Source organism: Halomicrobium mukohataei DSM 12286 (genome assembly GCF_000023965.1).
GTDB classification, from domain to species: Archaea; Halobacteriota; Halobacteria; order Halobacteriales; family Haloarculaceae; genus Halomicrobium; species Halomicrobium mukohataei.
In genome coordinates this window covers 283910-309843 of the sequence record NC_013202.1, presented here as the reverse complement: position 1 = coordinate 309843, position 25934 = coordinate 283910, and the positions used below count along the sequence as shown (strand labels likewise).

The following is a 25934-nucleotide window of genomic DNA, read 5'->3' as shown; positions in this document are numbered from 1 at the left end:
GGCCCGTTCGAACGGAAAACGCCGTCGGCTTCGGGTCGAGGCCGCTCCTCGGGTTCTTCTGATCCGCTCCGCCGGCTCAGTCGTCGTCCGCCGCTGGCTGTGCCACGTCGCGGTCGGCGCGTGGCCCCTCCAGATCCACTTTCGGCAGCAGATCGCGGAGGTACTGCCCCGTGTAGGACTCCTCGTTTCGGGCCACGTCCTCGGGCGTGCCTTCGGCGACGATGGTCCCGCCGTGCTCGCCGCCCTCGGGTCCGAGGTCGACGATGTGGTCGGCGTTCTTCACCAGATCGAGTTCGTGCTCGATGACGACGACTGTGTTGCCCTCGTCGGTCAGGCGGTGGAGCACGTCGATCAGCTTGCGCTCGTCCTCGGGGTGGAGCCCGGTCGTGGGCTCGTCGAGCAGGTACAGCGTCTCGCCGGAGTCTTTCTTCCCCAGTTCCTCGGCGAGCTTGATCCGCTGGGCCTCTCCGCCGGAGAGCGTCGTCGAGGGCTGGCCCAGCCGCATGTAGTCCAGACCCACGTCTTTCAGGAGCTTCAGGCGGCGGCGGATACCGGTGTGGCCCTCGAAGAAGTCGTAGGCCTCTGCGACGCTCATGTCCAGCACGTCGGAGATGGTGGCGTCCTTGTAGGTGACATCCAGCGTCTCGTCGTTGTACCGCGCCCCGTCGCACTCCTCGCAGGGGACGTACACGTCAGAGAGGAAGTTCATCTCGATTTTGACGTTGCCCTGGCCGCCACAGGCCTCGCAGCGACCGCCCTTGACGTTGAACGAGAAGCGTCCCTTCTCGTAGCCGCGCTGCTTCGAGAGGTTCGTCTCGGCGAACAGCTCGCGGATGTGATCGAAGACGTTCGTGTAGGTCGCCGGGTTCGAGCGCGGCGTGCGGCCGATGGGCGACTGGTCGATGAGGCGGACGGTCTCGATCTCGTCGATCCCCTCGATGCCGTCGTGCTCGCCGGGGTTCACGTCGGTGTCGTTCATCCGCCGGACGAGGCCCTTGTACAGCACGTCGTGCATCAGCGTCGACTTGCCCGACCCAGAGACGCCCGTGATCGCGGTGAAACAGCCGATCGGAAGGTCCACGTCCAGATCTGCGAGGTTGTGCTGGCGTGCCCCCTCGATCGTGAGGTGGGTGTCCGACGCTCGGCGGTCGTCGGGGACCGGGATCGTCCGCTCGCCCGAGAGGTACTCGCCGGTGACGCTGTCCTCGCAGTCGATCACCTCGTCCATGTCGCCGTTGACGACGACTTCGCCGCCCCGTTTGCCGGGGCCGGGACCCATGTCGATGATGTTGTCGGCCCGGCGCATCGTCTCCTCGTCGTGCTCGACGACGAGGAGCGTGTTTCCGAGGTCGCGCAGCTCAGCCAGCGTGTTCAACAGCCGGTCGTTGTCCCGCTGGTGGAGTCCGATCGAGGGCTCGTCGAGCACGTACAACACGCCGACCAGTCCGGAGCCGATCTGGGTCGCCAGCCGGATGCGCTGGCTCTCGCCGCCGGACAGCGTCGACGCCTCCCGGTCGAGGGTGAGATACTCCAGCCCGACCTCCTCCATGAACCCGAGGCGGGCGCGGATCTCCTTGAGGATCTCCTCGGCGATCTTCGTGTCGCGTTCGTCCAGCGACGCTTCCAGCCCCTCGAAGTGTTCCAGTGCGTCGCCGATCGACATCCGGTTGACCTCGGTGATCGACGTACCGTCGGAGGAAACCTCCGACGACGTTCCGCTCGCATCGCTCGCGGAACTCCCGTCGACGAGGACGTGACGGGACTCCGCTTTCAGGCGGGTGCCCTCACACTCGGGACAGGTGGTGACGGCCATGAACTCCTCGATGTGTTCGCGGGCGCGGTCGCTGTCGGTCTCGACGTGGCGACGTTCCAGGTTCGGGACGACGCCCTCGAAGCGCTCGGTCTTCTCGCGGGTGCCGTTCTTGGTCTGCCACTCGAAGTGAACGAGGTCGTCCGTGCCATAGAGGAACTGGTGCTGGATCGACTCGTCCAGCTCCTCGAAGGGCGTCTCCAGCGAGACGCCGAAGTGGTCCGCGACGTTGTCCAGCTGTCGCGAGTAGTAGGTGCGGTCGTAGCTCCAGGGTTCGAAGACGTGCTTGAGGGGCTTCGAACGGTCCTGGATGACGAGCTCCTCGCTGACCTCCTTGGTCTCGCCGAGGCCCTCACACTCCGGACAGGCCCCGTGGGGGCTGTTGAACGAGAACGAGCGGGTCTCGATCTCGGAGATGTCGATCCCGCAGTGGGTACACGCGAGCTCCTCGGAGAACTCGACGACGAGCCGCTCGCGGTCGCTGTGGTCGTCGCTGTCGCCGGTCCCCGCGAGATCGCCCGTCGAGCGCGCCGTCGCCCCGCCGAGGGACACGCCTTCCGGCGGGTCCGGGAGGATCACCTTCGTGATGCCCGCCCCTTCTTCGAGGGCCGTCTCGACGGAGTCGGTGATCCGCGAGCGGGCGTCCGCGCTGACGCTCACGCGGTCGACGATCACGTCGATCGTGTGGTCGTAGTTCTCGTCGAGATCGGGGTCGTCGATCGTCAGGTCGTACGGTTCGCCGTCGACCTCGACGCGGGCGTACCCCTCGCTCACCAGCTCCTCGAACAGCTCCTCGAAGGCACCCTTCTGGTCGCGTACGACCGGTGCGGCGATCTTCGCGCGGGTCCCCTCGGGCAGGGCCAGCATCCGACGGACCATGTTCTGGGCGGACTGCTCGCCGACCTCGCGGCCACACTCCGGACAGTGTGGCGTCCCGATTCGGGCGTACAGCAGGCGCAGGTAGTCGTGGAGTTCCGTGACGGTCCCGACCGTCGATCGGGGGTTGTTGGCGGCGTTCTTCTGGTCGATCGAGATCGCCGGGCTCAGCCCCTCGACGGTCTCGACCTGTGGCTTGTCCATCTGGCCCAGGAAGTTTCTGGCGTAGGCCGACAGCGACTCGATGTAGCGGCGCTGTCCCTCAGCGTACACCGTCTCGAAGGCCAGCGAGGACTTGCCCGATCCCGACAGCCCCGTCACGACCGTCAACTCCTCTCGCGGGATCTCAACATCGATGTCCTTGAGGTTGTGTTCCTCCGCACCGCGGACCTCGATGTACTCTCGTGTCATCTACGGCCCTCTGAGGTCTGGGTGCGTGAAACGCTGTCGGTCCGCCGCTGACACTCGTTGGCTCTGTCACCACCAGACACAAAATTAATGTCGAAATCGCGTGAGCGTCCGGACATGAGTGCCCTCTCGAAGTACGACATCCAGGGACTGGAACTGACCGACAACAGCTACACCGTCGAACAGTCGCTGGTCCGCAACAAGTACAAGGCGATGGACGCCGCCGGCGACGTCGTCGTCCGCGGCAAGCAGAAGATGCTCAAGATGAAAGAGGAGTTCCCCTTCACCGACGGGGACGGCAACGAGGTCTTCACGGTCAAAGCCGGCGGCATCATCGACGTGGCCGGCAACTACGTGCTCTCGGACGCCCAGACCGGCGAGGACCTCGTGGTCCTCGACAACGACTACTCGGTCATGCAGGACACCTGGACGCTCCGCGACGCGGGCGACGAGCGCGCCATCGCGAAGATCGACTCTCGGGGTGCCGCGGTGACGCTCGCTCGCAACCTCCTCCCGTTCGGCGAGATCATTCCCCACAAGTACGAGATCACGGACGTGGACGGCAACCACGTCGGCTCCATCGAGGGGCAGCTCTCGCTGCGGGACCGCTACGAGATCACCATCGACGACGCGAGCAACGTCCCCAAGGAGGCCGTCATCGCCGCCGCGATGGTCATCGACGCGATCCAGGGGAACTAGCGCAAAGCTTCTCCGTCCACGCTCCTCAGTGAGCGTATGCGTCGCCGCCCCCTCCTTCGAACGCTCGGCAGCGGTCTCGCGCTCGGGAGCGCCGGCCTCGCGAGCGGGCACCCGACTGCCACCAGCGACGGGACGCCGCCCGCCGAGACGCCGGACAGCCAGCCCCTCGGGACGGTCTCGATCGAGAACGTCCGCGAGATGGTCCTGAATCCCGACGGGACGGTCGCCTACGTCGCCACCGTCGACGGCTTCGCGGTCGTCGACGTGAGCGATCCGACCGAGATGCGGGTGCTGGCTCGCGAGCGGCTCCTGGCCGACCACGCCGACGGGCCGCTGTCTGGGATCTGGGACCTGCACTGTGACGGCGACCGACTGCTCGTGGCCGGCCCGGCAAACGGTGGGCGCGACTCGGTCCGTGGCTTTGGCTACGTCGACGTGTCCGATCCCGCCGATCCCGAACTTCTCGCCGAACACGAGGTCGACTTCTACACCCACAACTGCGTGCTCGCGGACGGCGTCGGCTACTTCACCGGCGGCGGTCTGGACGGCTCGCCCCTGGTCGTCGCCGATCCCGAGAGTGGCACGGAACTGGCCCGCTGGAGCGTCGTCGACGTCGACGACCGCTGGGCCGAGCTGCCCTTCGGCATGGTGAACCTCCACGACGTGTGGGTCCACGACGACCGCGCGTATCTGGCCTACTGGGACGCCGGCACCTGGTGTCTCGACGTGTCCGACCCCGGCGAGCCGACGCTCGTTTCGCGGGTGCGCGGTCGGCCACTCGACGAGCTCCTCGATGTTACCAACAGGCGACGCGAGCGCACGGAGCCGCCGGGCAACGACCACTTCGTCACCGTCGACGAGACCGGCGATCTGCTGGGGATCGGGACCGAATCGTGGGCGGCGGCCTCGGGCTCGACCGGCCCGGGCGGGATCGCCTTCTACGACGTGACCGACCCCGCCGAACCGACGCGACTCGGGGCGATCGACCCGCCGCCGACGCCCGATCCCACCCGCGGCGGCGTCTGGACGACCGCCCACAACTTCGAGCTCGTCGACGGGCGCTGTTACGCCGCCTGGTACCAGGGCGGGGTCACCGTCCACGACGTGACCGACGCGACGGATCCCGTCGAGCGGTTCCACTGGCGCGACGCCGGCCGCGGGAAGTTCTGGACCGCACAGCTTGCCGCGCCGGGCGAGTTCTTCCTGGGGGCCAGCATCGGCGCGTTCGGTGTCAACACCGCCGCCGACTCGCCCCTGGAGTCGGCGCTGTTCGCGTTTCCGGACCAGCGGCCGGCCGACGGCGCGACGACGACCGACGGCACCCGGTCGGGACGGGCGTCGACGCCCACCAGCGAGACGGGAGCCGGCGCTGGTGTCGGCGCGGGTCTGCTCGGACTGCTCGGTGCCGGCGCGTGGTGTCGACGGCGTTCGGAGTGATCACTCAAGGCCGTGTTTGACGGCCTTCGCGACGCTGCGGGCCTTCTCGGCCAGCCCCTCTGAGACGTGGCCCGCCTCGACTGCCGCGTCGAGTTCGTCGTCGTCGACCCGCTCGACGCGGCCGTCCGCGTGCTTGACCACGTCCACGTGGAGGTCGACGTAACGGACCGCGTCGGGGAACACCTCGACTGGGGTGCAGACGTTGACGTAGGTGCCGCGCTTGGTCCCGTCCGCGCCCTCGTAGACGGTCGGATACCACCAGCGTCCCTCCTTGACCTTCGTCGTCGCCACGTCGCCGGCCCGGCGGTCGACGCCGAGCGCGTCGTAGGTTCCGCCGGGCGACATCTCTCGCTCGACGGTCACGGTGCCGTCGGGCTCGACTCCCTCGACCGCCGCGTCGCCAAGCGTGTACATCCGACCGTCGGGCTTGCCGTGGTCGAGTCGGACGGTGTCGCCGGCTGTGGGTCCGAACTGGCTCGTCACCGCGGCGAAGGGGAAGTCCTGCTCGCCGGTCCGGAAGCCGTCGGCGACCGCCTCGGCCAGATCGACGCCGGCCGAGGCGCTCCGCGAACCGGCCTTGATCCGGTGGTGGCCCGGCATCGTCGCCGTCACCGCGTCCCGCGCCTCGTCCAGTGCGAAGCGACTCTCACGACCGAACCAGACCCACGCCGTCGACGTTGGCCTGGCGTGGCGGTCCGGCGGGTCGTCACCCGGTGCCGGCGCGTCGGCGAGGGCGTCGTCAAGCGCCCCCGCGCGGTCGTTGGCCCGTTCGAGCGCATCGCCCAGTGCGTCGAGACTGGCGTCGTCGCTGTGGCGGTGCCAGGAGCTTCCCCAGCCGTCGACGGGATCGGCCGGGAGGATGTCTGCGAGTTCCGGCCCAGTGTGCTCGATCGTCTCGCCGCGGACGAGCGTCACCAGCGAGCCGTGGGCCCGGATCGTCGTGTCCAGTGTCGGCCGGTCGTCGCTCCAGGGCGGGCTCGGTTCGTCGACCTGGACGCGGAGCCCATCGCCGTCCTCGATCCGCCGGTCGGTCGCGCCGTAGGGCAGGTACCCCTCGCCGTCTCCCAGATCGACGATCGCGCCACCACCGAGCGTCTCGGTCACCGCACCGTCGTAGACCGCGCCACGGGGAGTCGGATCTGGCCAGACGAAGGCATCTCGCCCGACTGCCCCGAGTTCTTCGCAGACCGCCTGGACGGCGTCGTGCTCGCCGGTCACGCGAACGCCCTGCCTGTCGGCTGTCGTCTCGACTGTCACCGTCGCCGGCTCGTGAGTGAACTCGGCGTCGAACCGGTCGACGATCGGCGGCGAAGGCTGGACGACGCCGGGATCGCCTCGGAACAGTTCGGTCAGTGCGGTCGTGTAGATCCCCCTGATCCGGACGGTCATAGCGCGCCGTCGTCGTGAGCGAAGCGCACGCGGCCGTCGACGGTCGGACCGAGCGTCAGTTCGACCACGTCCTCGCTCAGGACGCGCCCGCCCTCGACCGGTACGCCCCACGAGTCAAAGCGGAGGTAACCCCGGATGTCGTCGGCGTGGGTAAAGAGGTCCAGATAGTCGACGGCGTGTTCCTGTACGTCGCTGGCGCTGTGTGCCATCTCCATGTCGGAGTAGACGGTTTCGCGATCGGCGAAAAAGCCCTCTAGCGTCGTGGCGGCCTCGTCGGTGGCCGCGACGACGGCCTCCGAGGCGGCGGCGATCTCGTCGGTCGAGAGGCCGGCCTCGGCCAGTGCCTGCTGCTCGCGCTGGCTGAAGTGCATGGACGGCCGTTGCGACGGAGCGATGAAAAGCCCGCTGTTACACCGCGCCCAGGATGAACAGCGCGTTGAGCATGAGGATCAACACGCCAAAGAGGACGCCGAATGCCACGACCGACCGGGGATCCATTCGGATCGTGTTGCTGTCTTCCGCGTCGAAGTACCGAACGAGTCCGGCACTGGACATCAGTCCGCCGCTGTCGCTGCTGCTCATACAGAGGCGTCGTCGGTCCCGCCGAGTAAGCCTTTCCCTTTCGTCCCCCGCCACGGGCAGGATCCGTCGTGGTGACAATCCTTATCTGGGCCCGTCGGCTACCTCCAACGAGTACCGATGACAGTCACGCTCAAGGACTTCTACGCAGACTGGTGTGGTCCGTGCAAGACGCAGGATCCGATCCTCGAAGAACTGGAAGCCGACTGGGGCGACGTGAGCTTCGAGAAGATCAACGTCGACGAAGAGCAGGACGTGGCCAACGAGTACCAGGTCCGCTCGCTGCCGACGCTGATCGTCGAGAACGACGACGGCATCGTCGAACGGTTCGTCGGCGTCACCCAGCGCGAAGATCTCGAAGACGCCCTCCAGCAGGCTTCGGCGTAGTCTCCCCGTTCTCACCGTTCACGTACACGACCGCGAAAACGAGTCAGTCAGAGACGGCTGCGTCGGCCTGTTCGGCTCCGGAGTCGGTGATCTCGTAGAGGTTCTGTCTCGCGTCCGCGAAGTAGACGTCTTCCTCGATGACGCCGACCTCGTCGAGGCGTTCGAGCGCGTAGCGGACGGTCCGCGCCGAGAGCATCGACTCCTCGACGATCCCCTTCTGGGTGAGTGGACCGTCGTACTCCAGAACCTTGTACACGAGCTTCGCGCTCGGTGGAAGGTCCGCGATGGCCTCCCCGTCGGTTTCGGTCATCACCTGTCACGAGTGGCGCGGGCTCCATAAAGATTGAGGAGTTACGCCGAGCAACGAACTGTGCTGCCCGTACTGCTCCGTATCGCGGGCGTTCTGGGTGGGGGTTCGACTCGCGACCGCGCTCGACGCCGACCCGTGGCTGGGACTCGTGACCGTGCCATCGAGCGTGCCCGAACCGGGCGGCTTTTGGTCCCCGACGGCGGACCATGGCGTATGGCAACGGACACGGTCGAGGGCATGAGTTCGCACTTGCGCGGGCTCACTGTCACGACACTGGCGGCCCTCTCTGGGTTAGCCGCCGGTGTCGCGGCCAACGAGATAGCGGCCGGCGCGGGTGATCGACTCGCGGTCGCCGTGCTGATCGCAGCGATCGTCGTTCAGTTCCCGATCTTGAGTGTACTGGGCGTCGACATCGACGACTTCTCCGCGAAGGACTACCTGTTCGTCGCGTTCATGACGTTCTCGCTCTGGTTCGTCTCGTGGGGAATCCTCCTGACAACGGCGGCACTCTAACATGGCCGACGACAGTATCGCGGTCGTCGACCTCGACCGATGTCAGCCCGACCGCTGTAACTACGAGTGTATGAACTTCTGCCCGCCCAACCGGACGGGCAAGGAGTGCATCGTCAAGCGCGGCGACGCGTACGACGAGGACGACAACTACGCCGGCAGCGACGACCAGGTGTGGATCTCAGAGGAGATCTGTCTGGGCGAGTCCTGCGGGATCTGCGTCGAGAAGTGTCCCTTCGACGCCATCGAGATCATCAACCTCCCACAGGAACTCGGCGACGAGCCGGTCCACCGCTACGGCGAGAACTCCTTCGCGCTGTACGGACTGCCAGCTCCCCAGGAGGGCCGGGTCACCGGGATCCTCGGCCCGAACGGGATCGGGAAGACGACGGCCGTCCACATCCTCGCCGACGAGATGACGCCGAACCTCGGTCGGTTCGACGAGGAGCCGGCCTGGAAGGCCGTCATCGACGAGTATCGGGGCACCGAACTGCAGGACTACCTCGAAGACCTGCGCGAGGGCGACATGACCGTCGCACGCAAGCCCCAGTACGTCGACCAGATCCCCGACCAGTTCGACGGGACGGCCAGCGAGTTGCTCGAACGAACGGACGAACGCGGTGCGCTGGACGACCTGATCGAGCGGACGGGGATCGGTCCGGTCGTCGACAACCACATCGACGACCTCTCTGGCGGGGAGCTCCAGCGGGTCGCGCTGGTCGCGACGCTCGCTCGCGACGCGGACTTCTACTTCCTCGACGAGATCACGCCGTACCTGGACATCGGACAGCGGATGACCGCCGCCCAGCTGATCCAGGAACTGGCCGAGGACGAGGACCGGTCGATGCTGGTCGTCGAGCACGACCTGGCGATCCTGGACCTGCTGGCCGACGCGCTCCACGTCGCCTACGGTGAGCCCGGCGCGTACGGTATCATCACCAGCCCGAAGTCGACGAAAAACGGCATCAACGAGTACCTCTCTGGCTATCTCGACAACGAGAACATGCGGTTTCGCCAGCAGGAGATCGAGTTCGAGGAACACGCCCCGCGCTCGGTCTCGACGGGCGACGTGGTCGCCGAGTACCCCGACCTCACGAAGTCCTACGGCGACGGCGAGTTCTCGCTGGACGTCGAGGCCGGCCAGATCCGCGAGAGCGAGGTGCTGGGCGTCGTCGGCCCGAACGGGATCGGGAAGTCGACGTTCGCGAAGCTGCTGGCCGGGCGGCTCGAACCCGACGCGGGAACCGTCGACGCCGACCTCGACATCGCGTACAAGCCCCAGTACATCGAGATCGACCAGCCGATGCGGGTCGACGCCTTCCTCTCCTCGATCACGGACGACTTCGGCTCGTCGTACTGGAACACCGAGATCGCCCAGCCCCTCCAGCTCGACGCGGTGATGGAACAGCAGCTCACCGATCTCTCTGGCGGGGAGCGCCAGCGGGTCGCCATCGCGGCGTGTCTCTCGGAGGACGCCGACCTCTACCTGCTGGACGAGCCCTCGGCCCACCTCGACGTGGAACAGCGCGTGATGGCGACGAGCGCCATCCGACGGTACGCGGAGAACCACGACGCGACGGCGATGGTCATCGACCACGACATCTACATGATCGATCTCCTCTCGGATCGACTGCTGGTCTTCGACGGCGAGCCGGCAAAGCAGGGCCACGCCAGCCCGCCCGTCGAGATGCGCGAGGGGATGAACCAGTTCCTCTCGAACCTCGACGTGACCTTCCGGCGCGACGAGCGGACCTCCCGGCCCCGGATCAACAAACCGGGATCGCAGCTGGACCGCCAGCAGAAACGCGACGGCGAGTACTACTACGCGCCGTAGGAGATCCCGAACGCAGTGAGGGATCTCCGAACAACCGAACGGGGAGCGTAGCGACACGCGAGGTAGGGTGATCGCGACCAGCGGGAGCGATCACCTCGTTAGCGAACGGGTCCGGAGAGCGGTCACTACGACACGGGATCGGGCTCTCCGACCTCTGCTCCGTCGACGGCGTCGTCGAGCCCGTCCTCGATGTCGACGCCGCCGCCGTCGTCCGGGAGTTCGCGGTCGCTGCGCTTGGCCGCCCGGTCCTGTGATTCGGTCACGGCGTCGTCACCGGTGACCGACACGAAGATCTCTCCGAGTTCGTCGATGCGGGCGGACTCCTGTGTTTTGCTCATGCATCGTGCCATAAGTTAACATACACAATAACGACGATACCTAACTGAGTTGGCAACGTCGTCCCTCGTCGTTTCAGCGGCCGCTCGTAGACGAGGGTCAGCGACGAGAACGCACCGCAGAGAGCGACTACGTCACCTGTGTCGCACAGGAGCCACACAGCGACTGCTCTTTGACGTCGACCTCGCGGACCGTGGGGGAGAACTTCATCACGCAGCGTTCGTTGTCACAGTGTTCCAGGCCCAGCGTGTGGCCGATCTCGTGGACGACCTCCTTCCGGACCCGGTCGCCGAAGATGTCGCTCGCGGACCGATTCGAGAAGCCCCCGTCAGAGGAGGTCTGGAGCCGGTGTGTCGAGATGACGCTCCCGCTGCCGCTGAGGTAGGCCAGACCGAAGACGTAGTTGCGCCGCCGGTAGTACAGGTCCTGTGGCGTGACCGCGATGTTCTTCTCGCCGCTCCCGATTCGCTGGGCGAGATCGATGAACTCCTCGGCCCGGTACTGGTCCCGGTCGGCGTCGTACGCACCGGTGGGGATCGGCTGGGGTTCGTGCATCGAGACCTCGCAGTCGTAGACGGTCCGCAGTCCCTTGGAGGCCTCGCGCTTGACCCGTGCCGAGACGTCTCCCACCGGCACGACGTCAACGTGCATGCGAAGCCATATGTGCCGATGTGACATAAACATCCCGCCGTGAACGACCCACGCAGCCCTCTCGTCGATCGATTGGCCGACTTCGAGTGCGTCGTCGAGGTCGGCGTCGGCCGACGGCCGGACGTGGCACGACGACTCGCTCGGCGGGGCGTCGACGTGACCGTCACGGACGTGGTTCGGCGGGACGTGCCGCGGGCGCTCGCCTTCGTCCTGGACGACGTGACCGATCCGGACCCGAGCGTCTACGCCGACGCCGAGGCCGTCTACGCGCTGAACTGCCCGCCCGAACTGCACCGTCCGCTGCGCGCCCTCGCCCGCGAGCACGGCGCAGTCTGTTATTTCACGACGCTGGGCGGCGACCAGCCCGCCGTCGCGGTCGACCGCGAGCAACTGCCCGGCGGCGAGACGCTGTACCGCGTCCGCCAGGACGGGCCGAAAGGCAAGTGAAATAGTCGCCCACCACGTTCCGGGTGGTATGCACGTGGATGCGGTCGTCCTGGACATCGACGGCGTGCTCGTCGACGTGGCCGATTCCTACCGACGGGCCATCGTCGAGTCAATCGAGCGGCTGTACGGCGAGACGATCGACCGGTCGGCGATCCAGTCGTTCAAGGACGCTGGCGGGTTCAACAACGACTGGGAGCTGACTCACGCCGGGGCGCTGTACGTGCTCGCGAGCCGCGAGGGACTCGACCAGACGGTCGAGGCGTTCACCGACGGGATCGCCCAGCGGGGCGGTGGCCGGGACGCCGCCGAGGCGATCGTCCGGGAGGCGCTGACGCCGAACGCCCGCGAGGACGTCTTCGACGCCTGGGACCCCGACCAGCTCCGGGACGTGTTCCAGATGCTCTATCTGGGCGCGGAGCTGTACCGCGAGATCGAGGGCCGCGAGCCCCGCATCGCCGAACCGGGGTTCGTCAACGACGAGCCGGTCATCGTCGATCCGGAGACGATCGCGGCCCTGCAGGCCGACTACGACGTGGGCGTCGTCACCGGCCGTCCCGCTCCAGAGGCCGACATCGCGCTGGAACGGGCCGGTCTCGACGTGGCCGACGAGCACCGCTTCACCATGGACGACTGGGAGGCCGGCAAGCCCGATCCCCACGCGCTGGTGACGCTGGCCGAGCGGTTCGACGCCGACCGGATCGCCTTCGCCGGGGACACGCTCGACGACGTGCGAACGGCCGTCAACGCTAACGAGTCCGACGGCCGAGTGTACGACGGTATCGGCGTCCTCACCGGGGGACTCACGGGCGAGACGGGACGACAGAAGTTCACCCGTGCCGGCGCGGCCGCCGTCGTCGAGAGCGTCGACGACCTCCCGGAGCTGCTCTCGCCGCGGTCGACGGACCGTTAGGGTCGCTCTTTTTGCCGGTTCGGGACCGATCGAACGGTATGGATCGAACGGATCTGCTGTGGTTCGTCGGCCTCACCGTGACCCTCGCCGTGTTCGGGCTCGTACTCGGTGTCCTCGTCGTCCCCCCAGACCCCGCCTCGCAGCTGTTCGTCGGCGTCCAGTGGGTCGTGCTGTCGCTCGTCCTCGCGTACCTGATCGTGCTCCGGGGCGAGCCGGGACCGCCGCTGCTGGGCGACGACTGACACTCCCGGCTGGTCTGCGTCGCGACCGGCCACTCCGGGCAGGCGACCCTCTCCACGGCTTTTCAGCCGACACACGAGTGCCAGACATCGGCAAGTAGCGGGAGTGTGACAACACTTATTCGGTGTTCGCTCCACCCTTTCGGTATGGAAATCGCCCTACTCGGCGGCACCGGCGACATCGGCGAGGGACTGGCACTGCGGTGGGCCGCGGACTCCGCCCACGACGTGCTCGTCGGCTCGCGCGATCCGGAGCGCGCAGCAGCGAAAGCGACGGAGTACGCGACGGCACTCGACGACCGCGGCCGTGACGCGAGCGTCGAGGGGCTGGGCAACGTCGAGGCCGCCCGGCGCGCGGACGTGATCGTCACCGCCGTCCCCGCCTACCACCTCACCGACACCGTCGAGTCCATCGCCGACGAACTCTCGCCTGACGACGTGCTCGTCTCTCCCGCGGTCGGTATGAAACGCGACGAGGACGGCTTTCACTACAACCGGCCCGGCGTCGGCAGCGTCACGCAGCTGGCGGCCAACGCTGCCCCCGACGACGTCCCCGTCGTCGGCGCGTTCCACAACCTCGCGGCCGGCCGGCTCGCCGACCTCGACGCCGACCTCGACTGGGACACCGTCGTCGTCGGCGACGAGACCGACGCCAAGGACACCGTGATCGAGTTGGCCGAGTCGATCGAGGGACTGCGCGCGCTCGACGGCGGCCCGCTGGCCAACGCCGCGGAGATCGAGGGACTGACGCCGCTGCTGATCAACGTTGCCCGACACAACGACGGCCTCCACGATCTCGGCGTCCGATTCCAGTAGTCGTCGGAGCCACTGCAAGTCGACGCACGCTCGATCCAACGACGGCCGTGCGATCGGTGTGTGATACGGTTTATTGTAGTTGCTTACCGGTGATCTTCGCCACGGAGTAGACGATCACCGGTAAATCGCTACAATAATCCGTATGAGTCGCTTCGATTGTCACTGTCACACTCGCCGGGACCGTCACTCCGGGACCCGCCGGACCGCCGTCAGCCGACACGCGTCGGGCTCGGCCAGGCTGGCCCGCCCGGTGACCACCTCGGGCCGGTCACAGAGCCTCCGGAACCGCTCGTCGTCGGCCAGGGTAAAGTCGACGCCGAAGGCGAGGTAGCCAAAGCAGAGCCGCTGGCCGTCCGCGGTCTCGTCGACGCTGGCCCGCTCGACGAGCGCCGGCAGTGCCGTTCGATCGCCGGTCACACGGTCGACGGCGGCGACCCCAGCGCCGTCGAGGTCGTCGTACACCTGCGACGAATCCGTTCGCAGCAGCATCGGCTCGCTCGCCCACGTCAGCAGGTCGGTCGCGAACTCCCGTGCGAGCGCGTCGGTCTCGACGGGGACGACGGTGTCACACGCTCGGCCGAGCCGCTCGATCCCCCGGTCCGTCGTCCCGGTGACGACACCGACACAGGTCGCGTCGTCCGGACACGCCCGTCCGACTTCGGCGATCTGTCGCCGTGCGTCGGGACTGTCGACAGCTCCGGTCACGACGACGACATCGAACGCCGCGAGCACCGCCGCCGGTTCGTCCGCACCGCTATCGATGGTGAGCAGCCGGGGGTCCGGTCCCCGGTCCGGCGTCGCCGCCTCGCCCGTCCGCTCTTCGAGCCCGTCGCGGACCAGCGCACGCCCGGCACGTCCACAGCCGACGTACGCGGTTTCGATCCCGAACGTCATCTCTGTCCCGTCTCCGTCCGTCTAGGAGGGAACGACGGTGATCGTCTTGCCGCGGTCGATGGCCTGCTCTAGCTCCTCGGCGATGGCAGAGCCACGCGAGACCTGGATCTCGCCGCCCCGCGAGACCGTCGCGGTAAAGAGGTACTCGCCGTCGGCCTGCACTTCCACGGTGTCGCCCTGATGACCGTCCATCGGGATTTGGACGTGTCGGGAGGTGATCTCCGGGGTGACGATCTGGCCCGGCGCGTTCGCGCCGCCGCCGGCAGTGCTCGACGCCGAGGAGCCGCTCGGCTTCTCGGCCAGCGTGCGCACGTCGATGTCGATTCCCAGGCGGTTCTCCACGTCCGTGATGCGCCCGCCGCCCTTGCCGATGACCTGCGAGATGTCGCTCTCTTCGACCCAGACGACGGCGGTGTCGGGGCTCTTCAGCTCCACTTCGACGTGGCCGTGTGCGATCGAGCGGATCTCCCGTTCGATCTCCTGTTTCGCGATGCGGTCGACGCCCGAGTCGGAGCCGGGGCCACCGCCGTCCTCGTCGTCCAGTGGCACCGTGACGACCTGGCGGTTGAACGTGTAGATCTCGTACTTGGGTTCGCCGGTCTCGAAGTCCCGGATGAGGATGACCGGGCGAGCCAGATCCTCCTCCATCAGGCCGTCGGGGACCTTGACCTCCGTCGTCACGTCGTAGACGGTGTGGACCTCGCCGGCCTCGATGTAGATGACGGTGTCGACGATCTGCGGGATCAGCCCGAGTTCGACACGGCCGATCAGCCGTTGCAGGGCGTCGATGGCCCGCGTCGCGTGGACGACGCCGATCATCCCGACGCCGGCCAGTCGCATGTCGGCAAAGACCTCGAAGTCGTCGGTCTTGCGGACCTCGTCGTAGATGGTGTAGTCCGGCCGGACCATCAACAGCGAGTCGGCGGTCTTCTCCATCGAACCGCCCAGCTCGGTGTACTGGGTGATCTCGTCGCCGACCTGGAGGTCGCGGGGCTTTTCCATCGTCTTGACGGCGTAGTCGGCGTCGACGAGGAACTCCCCGACGGCCTGGGCGAAGGTCGACTTCCCGGCACCGGGCGAGCCCGAGATGAGGACGCCCCGCTGGTGGTCGGTGAGCCGGTCGCGCAGCTCGTCGGCGTGCTCGTAGTCGTCCAGTTCCGTCTTGACGATCGGTCTGACGGCCGTGATCTCCAGGGCGTCCGAGAAGGGCGGGCGCGCGATGGCGATCCGGAAGTCCCGGTACTGGATGATCGTCATGCCCGGCTCGGACAGCTCGACGAACCCCTCGGGACTGGCGTGGGCCGCCTCCTCGATGTCGGCGGCGTACCCGCGCAGTTCGGACTCGGTCGCGGGGTCGTCTCGGATCGGCTGGTAGGCCATGTCGCCGATCGACCCGCGCTTGGCGAAGGGCGCGACGCCGACCTTGAGGTGGACGCTCATCGTGGCCTCGTCGAAGAAGTTCTCGATGGTCAGGCGATCGATCGTCCGCTCGATCGGGTCGAGAAACTCCACTGGGATGCCCTTCGCGCTGGCGACCTCGGCCTGCACGTCGTCGCTCGTCACCAGCGTCGCCCCGCGGTCCTGTGCCACGTCCCGGATGAGCGCGTCGATCTCGCCCTCGCCGGCCTCGCGCTTCTCGACGGCGTCGGGCCGACGGCCGACGTACTCCACGTCGATGGTGCCGTCTTCGTCCAGCGAGACGAGGCGCTGGAGCTCTTCGAGCCCCTCCCAGCCGGTCTCTCGGCCGTCGTTGGCCTGTGCTTCGAGTTCGCCCACGACCGCTTCGGGGACGACGACGGTCGCGCCCGCAAAGCCCGTCCCCTCGACCTCGGAGTCGGGATCCGCGTCGGCTTCGATCCGCTCGGACACGCGGCCGTCGATGACCACGCTCGTGTCCGGTACAATATCCATATCCTGCCTTCGGGACAGGTGGTAAAAAGCCCGTCCCTCGCGGCACGACAGCGTTAGTGCCGATAGAGGTGGTAACCGACGCCCCAGACGCCGACGAGGACGGCCGTCACGAGCAGCATTCCGGCGGCCTCCTCGGAGATCGGGACGTTCGTGTACGCGGTGAGGAGCTCACCCGCGATCCGAGACACGCGTCGGAACGACGGCGCGAACGCCAGGATGTGTTCGATCAACAGTCCGCTGACGACGACGCTGACGAGGTACCCAGTCGAGTGTGACGCGCCTGACTTGGCCGGCATACGCGACGGTACGCTCACGCCGCCGTAATAGCTTGGTGGGTTCGCGGCTCGGGGCTGGGGTGACGCGGCGGTGCCCGATGGCGGGCGGGATCAGTCGCCGACGACGACGACCTTGACCTGATTGACGCCGCCGATCGCCCGCAGGCGGTTCGCCAGTTCGGTGATCGCAGTGCCCGCCCCCTCGACGACCAGCGTCTCCATGCAGGTGTCGTGCGAGAGGTGGATGTGCTGGACCGACGTGATCAGATCGGCCATCTCGTGTTGGATCGTCTGGAGCTGGTCGGCGATCCCGTCGACGTGGTGGTCGTGGACGACGACGACGGTGCCGTGGTGGACGGTGTCGTCGGCCGATTCCCACTCGTAGGCACCGAAGAAGTCACGCAGGGCGTCCCTGATCGCTTCCGAACGGCTGTCGTACTCCCAGTCGTCGACGATGTCGTCGAGCCGCGTGGTCATCTCCGCCGGGAGCGTGAGACTGATCCGGTCCAGATCGTCGCTCATGTCCCCGGCTACGACGGGGGCGGGCAAGAGCGTGTCCAACTGCTGTCTCCCGCGAGTATTACTGAGAGATGAGAAAGTATTATTTGTCCGCGCTCGGACCGGAGCGTATGCACATTCCGGACGGATTCCTCGATCTGTGGATCGCCGTCGTCTGTGCCGCCCTCGCTGGCGGGACGCTCGTCGTCGCTGCACGACGCGCCGACGGCGAGCTGACCGACACCACTGCGCCGGTGCTCGGTATCGTCGCCGCCGGCCTGTTCGCCGCACAGATGCTCAACTGGCCGATTCCCGGCGGCACCAGCGCTCACTTCGTCGGCGGCGCGTTCGCCGCGATCCTGCTCGGTCCCCACCTCGGTGCGCTCTGTGTCGCCACCGTCGTGACGATCCAGGCGCTCGTGTTCGGCGACGGCGGGCTCGTCGTCCTCGGCGCGAACGTCCTGAACATGGCCGTCGTCGAGGTGTACGTCGGCTACGGTCTCTACCGGCTGCTGGCCGGCCACAACGAGTTCGTGGCCGCCTTCGTCGCCGGCTGGCTGGGGATCACGGCCGGTGCCGTGGCCGCCGCGCTCCAGCTCGGTGCCTCCTCGGCGTTCGCCTACGAGCTGGTGACGACCGTCTCCATCATGGGTGTCGGGCACCTCCTCCTTGGGCTGATCGAGGGCGGAATCACCGCTGTCGTCTACCGCTACGTCGCCGACGCCCGGCCGGATCTGTTCCCGACCGCGACGACGACGGAGGTGGCCGCGTGAGCGTCGCCAGCGACGCCTGGGACCGTTCGTGGGTTCGTCGGAGTCTGCTCGCGATCGCCGCCATCGTCGCCGCCTCGCCGCTGTTCGCGTGGGCTGCCGGCCGGGTCGGATACGCGGAACCCCTGGAGAACGCCGCAGAGCGCACGGGCGCGATGGCACACGAGGTGACATACAACCCCGGACTGCTGCCGGACTACGCGATCCCCGGCCTCGACCCGCTGGTGGGGACGTTCGTCTCGGCGGTCGTCGGGACGGCGCTGACCCTCGTCGTCGCCACGGCGATCGCACGGCTACTCGCCGACTGATGGACGCGCTCGACCGCACCGTCGCGGCGGTCAGCGACGAGGCCCAGTCGTTTCTCGTGACGACCCGGACGCCTCGACGCGACGGCTTCATGCAGGCCGTCGACCCGGCACTGAAGCTGGTCGGCGTCCTCTCGCTTCTCGTAGTCGCGGTCGTGACCGACGACCTCGCGATCCTCTGCGGGCTGGCCGCCCTCCCGATGGGACTGGCGATCGGCTCGCGAATCGCGCCCCTGAGGCTCGGCCGACGGATCGCACCGCCGGTTCTGGCCTCGGCCGCCGTCGTCGCGCCACAGGCGGTCCTCCAGCCGGGACCGACCGTCGCGGCGCTCGGCCCGCTCTCGCTCTCGGCGACGGGACTGAGCTACGTCGCGGTCTTCCTCGTCCGCGTGACGGCCTCGCTCGCACTGCTGTCCGTGCTGTTGCTGACGACCGGCTTCGGCCCGCTGGTGACGGCCCTGCGTCGCCTTCGGCTCCCGCCGCTGGCGATCACCCTCCTCGCGGTCACGTACCGGTCGCTGCTGTTGTTCTTCCGGGAACTCGAACGGATGGCACACGCTCGCCGGAGCCGCACGTTCTCGCGTGGCTCGCTCCGGAGTCGCTGGGCGCGGTCGGGCTCGTTTCTGGGCACCTTCCTCCTGCGCTCGCTCGACCGCGGCGAACGGGTCCAGCGAGCCGCCCGCGCCCGCGGTGGCACGCGCCTGCGACCGTACGACCGGTCCGGGTCGCCGGGCCGCGCCGACGCCGCGTTCGCGCTGTTGCTCGTCGTCGTCGTCGTGGTTCGGGTGATCGCCGCGTGACGGCGGACCCGGTGATCGAAGCGTCGGGTCTGGCCTACCGGTACGAGGACGGCACCACCGCCGTCGACGGCGTCGACCTGACGATCGAGGCCGGCGAACGGGTCGCGCTGCTCGGCCCCAACGGCGCGGGCAAGTCCACGCTCTTGCTCCTGCTGGGCGGGCTGTTACCGCCCGACGACGGCTCCGTTCGCTACTTCGGGACGGACCAGCCGGGCGACGCCGTTCGCGACCGGCTGGGCGTGCTCACGCAGGACCCCGGCGAGTACCTGTTCAACCCGACCGTGCGCGAAGACATCGAGTACGGCCCCGCCCAGCTGGGGCTGTCGGCCGCCGAAGCCGACCGGCGCGTCGCCGAGCTGGCCGAGCGGTTCGACCTCGAACACCTCCTCGATCGCCCGCCGTTCCGACTCAGCGGCGGCGAACAGCGCCGCGCCGCCATCGCCAGCGTGCTCTCGGTCGACCCGGACGTACTCCTGCTAGACGAGCCGCTGTCGAACGTCGACGGCAACAACGAGGCCGAACTGCTCGATCTGCTGGACGAACTGTCGGCCGACGGCGTGACGATCGTCACGTCGACACCGGACACCGACCTCGTCGCGGCGGTGGCCGACCGGGTCGTCCTGCTGGGCCGGGACGGGCGCGTCGTCGCGACGGGATCGACTCGCGAAGTGTTGACCGACACCGACCGACTCCGCGAGGCCGGCCTCGCGCCCCCGACCGTCGTCGAACTGTTCGACCGGGCGGGCTTCGAGGACCTGCCGGTCCGCGTCGAGGAAGCGGTCGAACGACTGCGACGGCAGTGATACGGACGGTTGTAGGAATGTACCGGTGAGCGTCTACCCCGTGGCGACGCTCACCGGTAAGCAACTACAATTTTCCGTATGAGGGCACGCTGTCGTCGCGGCCCCGTCCAGCGCCGCCGACGCCAGCCGGCACGCTCACGTGGCTGGCGCGTCTCGGTGGCGGTATGTCTGGGATCGTCTTCTTCCGGACCGAGAACCGCGCCGAGACCGTCTCCTTCTACACCGATCGACTCGGCTTCGACGTGTGGCTCGAACAGGACGGCGGCTGTACGATTCTCGCGTACGACAACCTCCTCGTCGGCTTCTGCGACGGGACCGAGACGGAGACCGACGGGATCGTCACGGTCGTCCTCGACGACGAGGCGGCCGTCGACGACTGTCACGCCGACCTCGCCGACGTGGCCCGCGGCCCGCCGAAACCGAACGACGACTTCGGGATCTACCAGTTCTTCGCGACCGACCCGGACGGGCGGACCGTGGAGGTCCAGACGTTCCAGCACGAGACGCCGCCGGTCGGCTCCAGTTCGTTCTCGGAATAACCGCTCCGGTGTTGTGCGGTGCCTTTGCACTCGGACGCTGTTGCCGATACGACCCGACCGGCGGGTGTATGAAAATAACTGTGGGGCACTCGCTCGAATTCGAGAGAGAGCAAGGATTATCTTCGTCGCTTTCGCACGGCAATTATGAACCTCGACTGGGACGATATCACCCACGTGACGAAGATCGATCCCGCGAAGGATCTCCCACGCGACATCGGCGTGCTGTCGGAGACAGACGCGATCATCGTCGGTGGTTCCGACGGCGTCACGGCCGAGAACACGCTCGCAGTGATTGAGCAGATCGGTGAGGCGGTCCCGTCGATCCCCATCCTTCAGGAACCGTACAGCTCGGATCACGTCTCGACTGATACTATCGACGCCGTGGACCTTCTGGCGATTCCAGCCGTTTACAACGGGGACCGCGAGCACTTCGTGGGTAAGCATCTCGATCTCTTCACCGAAGTCGGCAACAAACCCGAAGAACTGTTTGGCACCGGCTTGCCAGTGCTCGGCGATCTCATCGCGTCGAAAGGGTTGGACGCGGTTGCCCGGATGGCAGACAAGATCGTCGGCGAAGGATACGTCATCCAGAACATCGAATCGAAGGCTGCGACAGTTTCGGGGGTCGAGACGGCGTACACGACCGAGCAGGTCGCCGGTGCGGCTCTCGCAACGGAAGCGTTCTACGGCTTCCCGATCTTCTATCTGGAATATTCGGGTACCTATGGCGGTCCCGAAGAGGTCGAAGCGGCGGCATCCCACCTCGATGACGCGACACTCGTCTACGGTGGCGGGATCAATAGTCGTCGTCGCGCCCGTGAGATCCTCGATGCTGGTGCGGACGCGATCATCGTCGGCGATTGTTTCCACGAGGATCCCGAGCAGTTCCGGGCGACCGTCCCGTCCTGATGCCACTGATTCTGGAAGTCGACACTCTACTGTCCCGGACCAACGCTTTTGCCCCTGTCTCCGTTTGCCAGCAGTATGGATCCAGACCTCGATCGGTTCGACTCGCGCCGTTCTACCGTCTACGCGAACCGCGGCGTCGTCTCGACGAGCCAGCCACTGGCCGCACAGGCCGGCGTCAGACTCCTCCGCGAGGGCGGTAACGCCTTCGACGCGGCCGTCGCCACGGCGGCGGCGCTGAACGTCGTCGAGCCCATGAGCACCGGTATCGGCGGGGACGCGTTCGCGCTGTATCGCACGGCCGACGGCGAGGTGGGCGCGCTCCGGAGCTGTGGCGGCGCACCCCAGCGCGCGACACGCGAGGCCGTCCGGGACCGCGTCGACGACGGCGAGATGCCAGACTTCGGCCCGCTGGCGATCACGGTTCCGGGCGCGGCGCGGGGCTGGGAGCACACCGTCGAAGCGCACGGTCGGCTCGCGCTCGGCGACGTGCTCCAGCCGGCCATCGAGTACGCGACCGAGGGGTACCCGGTCAGCGAGATCATCGCCGACGCGTGGGCCGCCTGTGCCCAGCGGTTCGTCAGCGACGCCGGCCGCGAGGCGTACCTGCCCGGCGGCGAGGCACCGGACGTGGGCCAGACCGTCACGCTGCCGGGGCTGGGCGAGACGTTCGAGACCGTCGCCCGCGAGGGAGCCGACGCCTTCTACGAGGGGGCGATCGCCGAGCGGATCGGCCAGGCCGTCCAGGCCGAGGGCGGTCTCCTCTCGGCCGACGACCTCGCGGGCTTTACCCCCGACGTGGTCGATCCCGTCTCGACGACCTACGGCGGCGCGACCGTCTACGAGCTGCCGCCGAACAACCAGGGCCTGATCGCGCTGGAGGCGCTCAACGTCGCCGCGGAGCTGGGCGCTGGCGACCACCCCGCGGGCTCGCCCGAGCGCGTCCACTACTTCGCCGAGGCGATGAAGCGGGCCTTCCACGACGGCCACCACTACATCACCGACCCCGACTTCGAGTCCGTTCCGGATCTTCACGATCCAGCGTACGCGAGCGAGCGGGCGGCGACGGTCGACGAGACCGCTGGCGAGGTCAGCGTCGGCGGGCCGGGTCTCCCCGACGAGGACAGCGACACGGTCTTGCTGACCGTCGCCGACGAGGCGGGCAACGTCGTCTCGTTCATCAACTCGCTGTACAACGGCTTCGGCAGCGGCGTCGTCGTCCCCGACACGGGGATCGTCCTCCAGAACCGCGGCGCGTCGTTCTCGCTCGATCCGGACCACCCCAACACGCTCGAACCGGGCAAGAAGCCGTTCCACACGCTGATCCCCGGCCTCGTCGAACTCGACGACGAGGACTGGGCGGCCTTCGGCGTCATGGGCGGATACATGCAACCGCAGGGCCACGTCCAGGTCCTCAGCAACCTCATCGACGACGAGATGCCCCTCCAGCGGGCCTTCGACGCGCCGCGCTGGCGCTACATGGAGGACGGCCGCCTCGCGCTGGAGGAACGGCTGGCCGGCGAGATCGGTGCCGACCTCGCCCGACGGGAACACGACGTGGCCGTCCTCCCGCCCCGACAGTTCGGTGGCGGCCAGATCGCGCGCCGCGAGCCCGACGGGACGCTGTCTGGCGCGACCGAACCACGCAAGGACGGGAGTAGCGTCGGGTTCTGATACTGCCGGCTGTAACTTCGTGAAGATCTTCGCCACCCCGGGGTGGCGAAATCGTTCACAGATTTACAGCCGGTAGTATGAAACCGCCGCTCGTCCGGGGCCGGTCTAACAACGTTTTTCATGCTCTATCTCTGGGTGTACAGCATGATTGAGACCGACAGCGCTGGCCCGGCGACCGGCCTCGGACCGGTCGCCTCGGCGCGCGTCGAGACAGTCGAACGGTCTGCCCGAACACAGCGGCGATACGAGCACGGTTGGGGGGTCGCGCGCTGTCGATGAACGACAACGACCGCTCGATCGTCGGCTTCGCGATGCTGGCCCACGCGACGGTCCACACCTACGAGCTGTCGATCCCCATCTTCGTCGTCGTCTGGCTCCAGCAGTTCTCGACGACGACAGCGCTGCTCGGGACGATCGTCGCCGTCGGCTACGCCCTCTTTGGCATCGGCGCACTTCCGGGGGGCGTGCTCGCCGACCTCCTGAGCGCTCGGACCGTCGTGATCGGCTGTCTGCTCGGGATGGGCGGCTCGTTCCTCTTGCTCGGGTTCGCACCGGGCATCCCGACGATCGCCCTCGCGCTGGGGCTGTGGGGCGTCGCCGCCAGCGTCTACCACCCGGCCGGCCTCTCCTTGCTCTCGACGGGCGTGTCAGAGCGCGGCACCGGCTTCGCTTACCACGGGATGGCCGGCAACGTCGGCATCGCGTTCGGACCGCTGGCGACCGCGCTGCTCTTGCTGGCCTTCGACTGGCGAACCGTCGCGGGCCTGCTCTCGATCCCCGCCGCGCTGGCGGTCGCGTACGCAGTCACCGCCGAGTTCGACGAGATGGCCGCCGTCCGCGCTGACGGCGGCGCGGACGAGGGCCGTGGCGGCGGACCGTCCTCGCTCGGCGAGTTCGTCACCGGCACGCGGACGCTCTTTACGGCGGGCTTCGCGCTGGCGATCTGCGTCGTGCTGATGAACGGCGTGTTCTACCGCGGCGTCCTCACCTTCCTGCCGGACGTGCTCGGTGGCTTTCTCCCGCCGATCACCGACTACGTCCGCCTCTTCGATCCCGGCAGTCCGATGGCCGAGGAGTTCGATCTCGCCTCCTACGTCTACGCCGGCCTGCTGACGGTCGGCATCGCCGGCCAGTACGCTGGCGGCAAGCTCACCGACCGGATCTCGGTGACGACGGGGCTGATCGGGGTGTTCGCTGCGCTCGCCGTCGTCGCGGTGTTGTTCGTGCCGGCCGCCCAGGCCGGTCTGGGTCCGCTGCTCGCTGTCAGCGCGGTGCTTGGCTTCGTGCTCTTCGCCATCCAGCCGCTCTATCAGGCGACCATCGCGGAGTACAGCCCGCCAGACGACCGCGGACTCTCGTATGGGTTCACCTACCTGGCGAACTTCGGCGTCGGCGCGGCCGGCGCGGCGCTGTCCGGCATCCTGCTGTCGGCGGTCGGCACCGACGGCACCTTCCTCGCGCTGGCGGCCTTCCCGGTACTCGGCGCGGCACTGGCCGTGGCGCTGTCACGGGTGGGCACTCGGCGAGGGGCGGCCTGATACGGGCGGCCGTGGCGATGTCTCGGTACACATCGACGGCTCGTACGAGGGCCTAGTCGTCCCCGTTCGAGGATCGCTCGGGGCTCCTCTCGTCGGCACCGCCGAAGAAACCGACGATGTTGTCGTTCTGGCGGCAGTACTCGCGTTCTATCGCGCGAATCTCCCGGTAGCTGAAACGATCCGCCATGAACGTCTCATTCTCTCCCACACTCTTAATTATTGTTCTCATAATCGGAAGATCTTCGTGGTAAGTGGTGATCTCTCTGTGGGATCGTTCTATAATACCGAATTCAGGTTGGTGATGTGGGGTTGTCGGGCGCTCAGACCGCCTCGAAGTCGAGATCGACGGCGTACCAGTCCAGCACGAGGACGACCACTGCGCCGGCGGCTGCGACGGCGGCGAAGACGGCGATCGTCTCCGTCGTCCAGGTGACTGCCTCTCGGGTCGACAGCTCGGTGATCGGCGCTCGCAACGCGCCCACGACCAGCGCGACGAGGAAGGCCAGCGTCGCACCCCGGTTCCTGTCCAGTGCCCGCCGGATCAGTCGCGAGATCGTGAACAGGCCCACCAGCCCGCCGAGGATGAACGTGACGACGACCGTCCCGGCGTCGACCAGTCCCGCCGCCGGTCGCCCGGTGAGGACGGCCAGCAGGCCGTCGACGAACGTCGTCAACGCGCCGGACAACCGCTCGTACTGCCCGAGCACGACCAGCAAGAGCGAGCCGGAGATGCCGGGCAGGATCATCGCGCTCACCGAGACGGCACCGCCCAGAAAGACGACCAGCAGTCCCTCGGTCCCCAGCGGAGAGGCGGGACCGGACAGGACGAACGCGAGGACGAACCCCGACGCGGCGGCGACCGCGTGGGTCGCGGTCTCGATGCTGAGCGCTCGCAGCAGGATCACCGCGGACGCGCCGATCAGGCCGAACAGCGCGCCGTACAGCAGGACTGGCGTCTCCTCGCTGGCGACGTGGACGATCCGGGCGACGATCACGACGGCGGTGCCCACGCCGCCGACCAGCGCCAGCAGGAACCACACGTCGACCTCTTCGAGGACGGCGACGGCCCGGCGAAGCGAGACGCCGCCGTCGACCGGTGTGAGCGCGCGGAGAAACCGCCTCGCTCGCTCCGGGGTGATCGCCGTAATCGCGGCGATCAGACGCTCGTAGATGCCCATAATCAGTGCGACAGTGCCACCGGAGATGCCCGGCGTCGCGTCGGCAGAGCCCATACACAGACCGATCACGAACGTCTTGAGCCAGCGACGCAGCGACGGCACCGAACTGAAATCCGAGTCCGTCGCCTCGCTCGACGAGGTCGTCATTGGCCACCTGTTCGACCACGCACACAATGGCTCTTGTGGAGTCCCCAGGCGGGGCGGT

The 25934-nt window shown here is 67.7% G+C and carries 31 protein-coding genes; 18 read left to right on the top strand and 13 right to left on the bottom strand.

Features of this window, described 5'->3' with window-relative positions; all coding sequences use genetic code 11:
- Positions 1-76: 76 nt before the first annotated feature.
- Positions 77-3097, bottom strand: a complete 3021-nt coding sequence (gene uvrA, locus HMUK_RS01465) for an excinuclease ABC subunit UvrA (protein WP_012807848.1) — start codon at positions 3095-3097, stop codon at positions 77-79.
- 114 nt (positions 3098-3211) lie between these two features.
- On the opposite strand from uvrA, the gene HMUK_RS01460 reads away from it, so the two are divergent.
- Together HMUK_RS01460 and HMUK_RS01455 are read left to right on the top strand one after the other, a co-directional pair.
- Positions 3212-3793 (top strand): LURP-one-related/scramblase family protein, encoded by a 582-nt coding sequence (locus HMUK_RS01460; protein ID WP_012807847.1) that lies wholly within the window; start codon positions 3212-3214, stop codon positions 3791-3793.
- A 36-nt stretch (positions 3794-3829) separates the two neighbouring features.
- A complete protein-coding gene (locus HMUK_RS01455) occupies positions 3830-5230 on the top strand; it encodes an LVIVD repeat-containing protein (RefSeq protein WP_012807846.1) in 1401 nt (466 codons plus the stop codon).
- On the opposite strand, the gene HMUK_RS01450 is transcribed toward HMUK_RS01455, so the two are convergent.
- From HMUK_RS01450 to HMUK_RS01440, 3 genes are read right to left on the bottom strand one after another with little or no spacing between them, the layout of a single operon-like run.
- Positions 5231-6619 (bottom strand): DUF402 domain-containing protein, encoded by a 1389-nt coding sequence (locus tag HMUK_RS01450; protein ID WP_012807845.1) that lies wholly within the window; start codon positions 6617-6619, stop codon positions 5231-5233. It lies immediately after the preceding gene.
- Complete coding sequence (locus tag HMUK_RS01445; protein ID WP_012807844.1) at positions 6616-6990, bottom strand: DUF7532 family protein; 375 nt, start codon at positions 6988-6990, stop codon at positions 6616-6618. Before HMUK_RS01445 ends, HMUK_RS01450 begins: the two co-directional genes overlap by 4 nt.
- Positions 6991-7027: 37 nt before the next feature.
- A complete protein-coding gene (locus HMUK_RS01440; protein ID WP_012807843.1) occupies positions 7028-7201 on the bottom strand; it encodes a preprotein translocase subunit Sec61beta in 174 nt (57 codons plus the stop codon).
- A 117-nt stretch (positions 7202-7318) separates the two neighbouring features.
- On the opposite strand from HMUK_RS01440, the gene HMUK_RS01435 reads away from it, so the two are divergent.
- Entirely contained in the window at positions 7319-7585 is a 267-nt protein-coding gene (locus tag HMUK_RS01435) for a thioredoxin family protein (protein WP_012807842.1), read from the top strand.
- A 43-nt stretch (positions 7586-7628) separates the two neighbouring features.
- Here HMUK_RS01435 and HMUK_RS01430 read toward each other — a convergent pair whose 3' ends face one another.
- Complete coding sequence (locus HMUK_RS01430) at positions 7629-7895, bottom strand: MarR family winged helix-turn-helix transcriptional regulator (protein WP_012807841.1); 267 nt, start codon at positions 7893-7895, stop codon at positions 7629-7631.
- A gap of 213 nt (positions 7896-8108) precedes the next feature.
- On the opposite strand from HMUK_RS01430, the gene HMUK_RS01425 reads away from it, so the two are divergent.
- Positions 8109-8408 (top strand): EMC6-like membrane protein, encoded by a 300-nt coding sequence (locus HMUK_RS01425; protein WP_012807840.1) that lies wholly within the window; start codon positions 8109-8111, stop codon positions 8406-8408.
- Between the two features lies 1 nt (position 8409).
- Positions 8410-10239 carry a ribosome biogenesis/translation initiation ATPase RLI gene (locus HMUK_RS01420; RefSeq protein WP_012807839.1) on the top strand — a complete coding sequence of 610 codons (1830 nt, stop codon included), beginning with the start codon at positions 8410-8412 and terminating at the stop codon, positions 10237-10239.
- A 125-nt stretch (positions 10240-10364) separates the two neighbouring features.
- Here the strand turns inward: HMUK_RS01420 and HMUK_RS01415 are convergent, their stop codons facing one another.
- A complete protein-coding gene (locus tag HMUK_RS01415) occupies positions 10365-10577 on the bottom strand; it encodes a hypothetical protein (RefSeq protein ID WP_049940707.1) in 213 nt (70 codons plus the stop codon).
- Positions 10578-10704: 127 nt separating this feature from the next.
- On the bottom strand, positions 10705-11226 hold the full coding sequence (locus HMUK_RS01410) for an archaemetzincin family Zn-dependent metalloprotease (protein WP_012807837.1): 522 nt from the start codon (positions 11224-11226) through the stop codon (positions 10705-10707).
- Between the two features lie 39 nt (positions 11227-11265).
- Between HMUK_RS01410 and HMUK_RS01405 the strand changes: the two genes are divergently transcribed.
- The 4 genes from HMUK_RS01405 (at position 11266) to npdG (ending at position 13638) form a co-directional block, all read left to right on the top strand.
- Positions 11266-11673 carry a UPF0146 family protein gene (locus tag HMUK_RS01405; protein ID WP_012807836.1) on the top strand — a complete coding sequence of 136 codons (408 nt, stop codon included), beginning with the start codon at positions 11266-11268 and terminating at the stop codon, positions 11671-11673.
- Between the two features lie 28 nt (positions 11674-11701).
- On the top strand, positions 11702-12583 hold the full coding sequence (locus tag HMUK_RS01400) for a TIGR01548 family HAD-type hydrolase (RefSeq protein WP_012807835.1): 882 nt from the start codon (positions 11702-11704) through the stop codon (positions 12581-12583).
- Positions 12584-12621: 38 nt separating this feature from the next.
- Positions 12622-12825 (top strand): hypothetical protein, encoded by a 204-nt coding sequence (locus HMUK_RS01395; RefSeq protein ID WP_012807834.1) that lies wholly within the window; start codon positions 12622-12624, stop codon positions 12823-12825.
- A 144-nt stretch (positions 12826-12969) separates the two neighbouring features.
- Positions 12970-13638 carry an NADPH-dependent F420 reductase gene (npdG, locus tag HMUK_RS01390; RefSeq protein ID WP_012807833.1) on the top strand — a complete coding sequence of 223 codons (669 nt, stop codon included), beginning with the start codon at positions 12970-12972 and terminating at the stop codon, positions 13636-13638.
- Positions 13639-13821: 183 nt separating this feature from the next.
- Here npdG and HMUK_RS01385 read toward each other — a convergent pair whose 3' ends face one another.
- From HMUK_RS01385 to nikR, 4 genes are all read right to left on the bottom strand, one after another.
- On the bottom strand, positions 13822-14532 hold the full coding sequence (locus HMUK_RS01385; RefSeq protein ID WP_012807832.1) for a hypothetical protein: 711 nt from the start codon (positions 14530-14532) through the stop codon (positions 13822-13824).
- Between the two features lie 21 nt (positions 14533-14553).
- The gene (locus HMUK_RS01380) at positions 14554-16443 is read right to left on the bottom strand and encodes a PINc/VapC family ATPase (RefSeq protein WP_012807831.1); all 1890 of its coding nucleotides are present in this window, start codon (positions 16441-16443) and stop codon (positions 14554-14556) included.
- Positions 16444-16496: 53 nt separating this feature from the next.
- Positions 16497-16739, bottom strand: coding sequence for a hypothetical protein (locus tag HMUK_RS01375; protein ID WP_012807830.1), 243 nt, complete (start codon positions 16737-16739; stop codon positions 16497-16499).
- A gap of 90 nt (positions 16740-16829) precedes the next feature.
- The gene (gene nikR / locus HMUK_RS01370) at positions 16830-17240 is read right to left on the bottom strand and encodes a nickel-responsive transcriptional regulator NikR (RefSeq protein ID WP_012807829.1); all 411 of its coding nucleotides are present in this window, start codon (positions 17238-17240) and stop codon (positions 16830-16832) included.
- Positions 17241-17347: 107 nt separating this feature from the next.
- Between nikR and HMUK_RS01365 the strand changes: the two genes are divergently transcribed.
- From HMUK_RS01365 to HMUK_RS01330, 9 genes are all read left to right on the top strand, one after another.
- Positions 17348-17989: an energy-coupling factor ABC transporter permease gene (locus tag HMUK_RS01365; protein WP_012807828.1), complete on the top strand. Its 642-nt coding sequence runs from the start codon at positions 17348-17350 to the stop codon at positions 17987-17989.
- The gene (locus HMUK_RS01360) at positions 17986-18294 is read left to right on the top strand and encodes a PDGLE domain-containing protein (protein ID WP_012807827.1); all 309 of its coding nucleotides are present in this window, start codon (positions 17986-17988) and stop codon (positions 18292-18294) included. Before HMUK_RS01365 ends, HMUK_RS01360 begins: the two co-directional genes overlap by 4 nt.
- Positions 18294-19091, top strand: a complete 798-nt coding sequence (gene cbiQ, locus HMUK_RS01355; RefSeq protein WP_012807826.1) for a cobalt ECF transporter T component CbiQ — start codon at positions 18294-18296, stop codon at positions 19089-19091. The genes HMUK_RS01360 and cbiQ overlap by 1 nt, the downstream gene beginning before the upstream one ends.
- Positions 19088-19894: an energy-coupling factor ABC transporter ATP-binding protein gene (locus tag HMUK_RS01350; RefSeq protein WP_049940706.1), complete on the top strand. Its 807-nt coding sequence runs from the start codon at positions 19088-19090 to the stop codon at positions 19892-19894. The genes cbiQ and HMUK_RS01350 overlap by 4 nt, the downstream gene beginning before the upstream one ends.
- 164 nt (positions 19895-20058) lie before the next feature.
- Complete coding sequence (locus HMUK_RS01345) at positions 20059-20433, top strand: VOC family protein (RefSeq protein ID WP_012807824.1); 375 nt, start codon at positions 20059-20061, stop codon at positions 20431-20433.
- 144 nt (positions 20434-20577) lie between these two features.
- A complete protein-coding gene (locus tag HMUK_RS01340) occupies positions 20578-21342 on the top strand; it encodes a geranylgeranylglyceryl/heptaprenylglyceryl phosphate synthase (protein WP_012807823.1) in 765 nt (254 codons plus the stop codon).
- Positions 21343-21417: 75 nt separating this feature from the next.
- Positions 21418-23013, top strand: a complete 1596-nt coding sequence (ggt, locus tag HMUK_RS01335; RefSeq protein WP_012807822.1) for a gamma-glutamyltransferase — start codon at positions 21418-21420, stop codon at positions 23011-23013.
- Positions 23014-23157: 144 nt separating this feature from the next.
- A complete protein-coding gene (locus tag HMUK_RS17995; RefSeq protein WP_262983436.1) occupies positions 23158-23292 on the top strand; it encodes a hypothetical protein in 135 nt (44 codons plus the stop codon).
- Positions 23289-24551, top strand: a complete 1263-nt coding sequence (locus HMUK_RS01330) for an MFS transporter (RefSeq protein WP_012807820.1) — start codon at positions 23289-23291, stop codon at positions 24549-24551. Before HMUK_RS17995 ends, HMUK_RS01330 begins: the two co-directional genes overlap by 4 nt.
- Before the next feature lie 52 nt (positions 24552-24603).
- Here HMUK_RS01330 and HMUK_RS17990 read toward each other — a convergent pair whose 3' ends face one another.
- Positions 24604-24738 (bottom strand): hypothetical protein, encoded by a 135-nt coding sequence (locus HMUK_RS17990; RefSeq protein ID WP_262983435.1) that lies wholly within the window; start codon positions 24736-24738, stop codon positions 24604-24606.
- A gap of 133 nt (positions 24739-24871) precedes the next feature.
- A complete protein-coding gene (locus HMUK_RS01325; RefSeq protein WP_012807818.1) occupies positions 24872-25876 on the bottom strand; it encodes a DUF368 domain-containing protein in 1005 nt (334 codons plus the stop codon).
- Positions 25877-25934: the final 58 nt, after the last annotated feature.